The following is a 2,693-nucleotide window of genomic DNA, read 5'->3' as shown; positions in this document are numbered from 1 at the left end:
CGATGAGCGAGCCGTTGCCCCAGCCGACGTCGGCGACCAAGCGGGCTACTTCCTTGCGGTAGTGACGCAGGGTGAACGGGATGGCGATCAGGGCCTGGAAGAACACGATGGCCTGGTGGCCGAGGCGCTGATTGGCTTGGACAGGGATCTTGGCTGTCGCGCTGATCGCGCGGACCGGCCGCAGTGCGGGCGGGACGTACTCGGCGGCCATCTCACACCACCTTCGCGGGGAAGAAGCTGTTGTACAGCTGGGTAACGATGATGTTGGTGGCGAACAGCATCAGGGCGGAGGTGACCACCGCCGAGTTCACCGAGTTCGCGACACCACCGGGACCGCCCTTGGTGTGTAGTCCGATATCGCAGGCGATGATCGCGGTGAGCGCACCGAAGATCGCCGCCTTGAACAGCGCGACCATCAGGTCGTTCGCCACCGCGAACGAGGCGAACGAGCTGATGAACGATCCCGGCGTGCCCTGCTGGGCATAGACATTGAACAAGTAGGCGGTGGCGAAGCCGACGAACACGATGAACCCGCACAGCAGCATGCTCACCAGTACCGCGGCGGCCAGTCGCGGGGCGACCAGCCGGCGCACCGGGTCGACGCCCATCACCTTCATCGCGTCGATCTCCTCCCTGATCGTGCGGGAGCCCAGATCGGCGCAGATGGCCGAGCCGACCGCGCCCGCGATCATCAGGGAGGTGACCAGCGGTGCGCCCTGGCGGATGATGCCGAGTCCGGCGACCGCACCGATGAAGGTGGTGGCGCCGACTTGGTTGACCAGCGCGCCGACCTGGATCGAGACGACCACCGCGACCGGAATCGCGACGAAAACGGTCGGCAACGCCGAGACGTTGGCCATGAAGGCGCACTGTTTGATGAACTCCTGGAACGGAAAGCGCCGTTGCACGAGAGAGAGAAACAACTGCGCGATCGTTGCCCGACCGAGGAGGACCTGCCTGCCGAGAGTCTCGAGCGACTGCTGAGGATGCCGTCGCCAGAGCCCGGTGGCGCTGTCGATGAGCCGTCCGATCTCGGACGGTTCGGTGGCCGGTTGCGGCGTCACGCTGCACCGATCCTTTCTTGCTGCGGGGGATTGTGTTCCCGGCTGCTCAGAGCGAGCTCAGCCAGTGTTCGAGGAGGACGACGAGTGCGCCGACGGCCGCCAGACACAAGGCGATGACGCAGAGCAGCGCGATCCACATGCCCACTCGGAGAACAGGATTGACCTGTGTCCGCCCGCCGAGGATCTTGACGATGATCACGATGATGTCGATGACCCATACCAGCGCCATCATCAGGTCATCGTCACATTCGCGAAGACGAGTACGGGCCAGCACACGATCGATCCGAGGAACGAGACGATCAGGTCGGCCCCATGGAGGTCACGCAGATGACTGGTGTGGGTGAGTGTCCAGATGACCCCGACCAGTCCGTACGGGATGCCGATGATGATGAGCGTGCCGAGAAATTCGGACACCTTCATCTCATAGCTGAGAAACCTGTCCAGCCGTCGCAACATGGTGGTACCGGTGTCCTTCCTCGGGACCTTGGACGACGTCAGGCCTGCCGGCCGCCGTCGTTGGCGGTGCGATGTTGTTGTCGAGCGTTCTTTGGGGGTGGACCCGAAGGGTGATCGCCGTCCCCTGAGTCATGCAAGAAGTGCGGAGGCTTCCAGAGCTCAGGAGGTCGATCACCGAAGATCAAGTTACTACCTATTCTCATCGCTGTGATGAGAATTACCGGTAACATATCTCATAGATTCGGGATTGCCTATAGGGCACCGAATCGAGTGCTGTCGCAGGTTGCGCCCGCGGCATCCTGCTCGCCGGTCGTCTACTGGCGGGTTGGCGCGGGTCCTTGCGAGCGGAGGGGCCCCAACTCGTGATGCTGCGGAATGAAGAGTAACATAGATGTGCTACACAAAGGCTAACTCACTGGCTATATGGCTAGTCGTCGATGGCCCATGGTAAGAATGGTAGTTAACTTACTTGATTGATGTCGTCGTGTGCTCGGCGACCGTGCAGGAGGTTCAAGATGTCAGCTGTCATCGTCGATGTGGTTCGTACGCCGTCGGGTCGAGGTAAGTCCGGCGGAGGACTGTCGTCGGTGCATCCGGCCACCCTGCTGGCCGGTGTGCTGGCAGAGTTGGTCGCGCGCACCGGGATCGATCCGGCCCTCGTCGACGACGTGATCGGCGGCTGTGTCACCCAGAGCGGTGAACAGGCCAACAACATCAGCAGGACCGCGGTGCTGGCGGCGGGCTTCCCGGAATCGGTGCCTGCCACCACGGTTGACCGACAGTGCGGTTCGAGTCAGCAAGCCGTGCATTTCGCCGCCCAGGGTGTGCTCGCCGGCGCGTACGACGTGGCGATCGCCTGTGGCGTCGAGTCGATGAGCCGCACGCCGATGTTCTCCAACACTCAGGGCAAGGACTCGCTGCGTGGCCCGCTCGCCGCTCGCTATCCGGCCGGCCTGATCGGGCAGGGGATCGCGGCCGAGATCATCGCGGCCCGTTGGAAACTGGACCGTGCGGTCCTCGACGAGTTCGCGGCCCGCTCGCATCGGCTGGCCGCCGCCACCGCGGCATCCGGCGGGTTCGATGCCGAGCTCGTTGCCGCTGGAGAACTCGTCGCCGACGAGACGATACGCACCGGGACGACTGTCGAAGGGTTGGCGGGTCTGCGCCCAGCCT

Annotated in this window: 4 protein-coding genes and 1 pseudogene; 1 reads left to right on the top strand and 4 read right to left on the bottom strand. The window is 63.7% G+C overall.

Translation table 11 applies throughout. The annotated features are described in order from the left end of the window. The 4 genes and pseudogenes from ACFWF3_RS31440 to ACFWF3_RS31425 form a co-directional block, all read right to left on the bottom strand. Positions 1–211, bottom strand: a pseudogene (locus tag ACFWF3_RS31440) (ABC transporter permease); the annotation flags it as partial. Between the two features lies 1 nt (position 212). Further along, entirely contained in the window at positions 213–1,064 is an 852-nt protein-coding gene (locus tag ACFWF3_RS31435) for an MlaE family ABC transporter permease (RefSeq protein WP_378989843.1), read from the bottom strand. Positions 1,065–1,110: 46 nt separating this feature from the next. Then, positions 1,111–1,296: a hypothetical protein gene (locus ACFWF3_RS31430; protein WP_378630924.1), complete on the bottom strand. Its 186-nt coding sequence runs from the start codon at positions 1,294–1,296 to the stop codon at positions 1,111–1,113. Then, positions 1,296–1,520, bottom strand: a complete 225-nt coding sequence (locus ACFWF3_RS31425) for a hypothetical protein (RefSeq protein WP_378989844.1) — start codon at positions 1,518–1,520, stop codon at positions 1,296–1,298. The genes ACFWF3_RS31430 and ACFWF3_RS31425 overlap by 1 nt, the downstream gene beginning before the upstream one ends. A gap of 515 nt (positions 1,521–2,035) precedes the next feature. On the opposite strand from ACFWF3_RS31425, the gene ACFWF3_RS31420 reads away from it, so the two are divergent. After that, positions 2,036–2,693: beta-ketoacyl synthase N-terminal-like domain-containing protein (locus ACFWF3_RS31420; protein ID WP_379317388.1), on the top strand; the 658-nt coding region annotated here is incomplete at its 3' end.

The sequence above is a fragment of the Nocardia sp. NPDC060220 genome (genome assembly GCF_042727815.1).
In the GTDB taxonomy this organism is placed as follows: Bacteria; Actinomycetota; Actinomycetes; order Mycobacteriales; family Mycobacteriaceae; genus Nocardia.
Note: the sequence above shows the minus strand (reverse complement) of the source record. Positions and strands in the feature narration are given on the sequence as shown.

Bases quoted from the DNA above. Each gene is read 5' to 3' on its own strand.
- ACFWF3_RS31430 (WP_378630924.1), bottom strand. From the start codon at position 1,296: ATGATGGCGCTGGTATGGGTCATCGACATCATCGTGATCATCGTCAAG.
- ACFWF3_RS31425 (WP_378989844.1), bottom strand. From the start codon at position 1,520: ATGTTGCGACGGCTGGACAGGTTTCTCAGCTATGAGATGAAGGTGTCC.